Annotated in this window: 3 protein-coding genes; 2 read left to right on the forward strand and 1 reads right to left on the reverse strand. The window is 46.7% G+C overall.

All coding sequences use genetic code 11. The features are described from left to right. Together NZ772_18735 and NZ772_18740 are read left to right on the forward strand one after the other, a co-directional pair. Positions 1-953 (forward strand): cobyric acid synthase CobQ (locus NZ772_18735; GenBank protein MCS6815594.1); only part of this gene is annotated, 953 nt, incomplete at its 5' end. A gap of 111 nt (positions 954-1064) precedes the next feature. Beyond that, complete coding sequence (locus NZ772_18740) at positions 1065-1304, forward strand: (2Fe-2S)-binding protein (GenBank protein MCS6815595.1); 240 nt, start codon at positions 1065-1067, stop codon at positions 1302-1304. Here NZ772_18740 and NZ772_18745 read toward each other — a convergent pair. Continuing rightward, positions 1294-1535 (reverse strand): DUF1818 family protein (locus tag NZ772_18745; protein ID MCS6815596.1); only part of this gene is annotated, 242 nt, incomplete at its 5' end. The genes NZ772_18740 and NZ772_18745 overlap by 11 nt on opposite strands.

The raw sequence follows: 1535 nt of genomic DNA on the forward strand, positions 1-1535 counted from the left end.
TGCAGCCTCAAGAACGCAGACTAGTGCGTGGCATTGTTCTTAACAATGTTGATCGTGAATCAAGCGCGCTTCAGGCAGGGATTAAGTGGATAGAAGATCGCAGCGGAATTCCAGTATTAGGTGCAGTTCCCTACTTAAGTCAAGTTGTTTTATCCGATGATTCCTTGACTGTTATAGAGAAGTATGGTCGAAGAGTATCTAGTGTAGAGGGAATTACCATAGCAGTAATCCACCTGCCACGCATTTCTAACTTTACAGACTTTGAGCCATTGGAGGCTGAAGCTTCAGTTACAGTTAAATACCTTCATCCTCGAGACCCCCTAGGTCACCCCGACGCTGTTATCATACCTGGCTCTAAGGCCACGATCGCAGACTTGTTAGTGCTGCATAAAAGTGGTATGGGTGAGGCACTCAAAAACTATGTAGCGGCTGGTGGAACGGTTTTAGGTATTTGTGGGGGGTTTCAAATGATGGGAAAAGTCTTGCACGACCCTGAAGGATTGGAAGGGTCAGAGCATCGCTATCGCGGTCTAGGCTTATTACCAGTAAAAACTGTCATCAGTGGACAAAAAATTGCTCGTCAACGCCAAGTTACTTCCATTTATCCAGAGGTTGGTCTGCCGATTTCAGGCTACGAACTTTATCACGGACGCACTAGCCTAGCCGATTTTGATCCTGCGGATCAACCTGAGCAGTTCAAGTGTTCACAACTGTTTGATGAACCGGGGTTGGGGATTGTTGACTCTAACCTTTCAGTCTGGGGCACATATTTACATGGGCTGTTTGATAACGGGCCATGGCGGCGCAGTTGGCTGAATCGTCTTCGTCAGCGTCGTGGTCTTCAGTCTTTACCAACGGGAATTGCTAACTATCGAGAACAACGAGAGGCTCTGCTAGATAATTTGGCAAATTCTGTAGAGTCCTATCTCAATCTGTCAACATTGCTGAGCTAGAGTATGGTTGGGCATCGCACGCAAGAGCATCTCTAAAGCACTAGAACTGCTCTAAGCATCACACCTAAGCCCTTAAGGTCTAGATATTAAGTTGCTAACTCTAATGAACCAATGACAATTCACGTGAGATTTTTGCCGGATGATGTAGTAGCGGTAGCGCAGCCGGGTGAACTTTTGCTGAAAGTAGCAGAACGCGCAGGTTTATCAATTCCTACGGGCTGTTTGATGGGATCTTGCCATGCCTGTGAGGTAGAAATTGAAGGCATTGGAGAAGTATGTTCTTGTATTTCATCTGTTCCCGATAATATGTCTGAGGTGATGGTGCACTTATTCAGCGATCCTAACTGGTAGTGACCGCTTGGATTTTAGCAGCCAGATCTTGTACCGCCTGGAAAAAGCTTGGTACAGCAGTAGGTGTCCAATAGCCATCACCGCGTCTCCCATTAAGCAGGATGAAGCGTAGGCTGTAAGCATGGGGAAACCCTTCTGCTTCTAGCCAAAGTAAATCACTTGCTGCTTCACAACTAATCCGCTCTGCATCCATCAATTGCTGTGCCATCTCTTGCATGGTGCTGGCAAGCT

The sequence above is a fragment of the Cyanobacteriota bacterium genome, assembly GCA_025054735.1.
Classification (GTDB): Bacteria; Cyanobacteriota; Cyanobacteriia; order SKYG9; family SKYG9; genus SKYG9.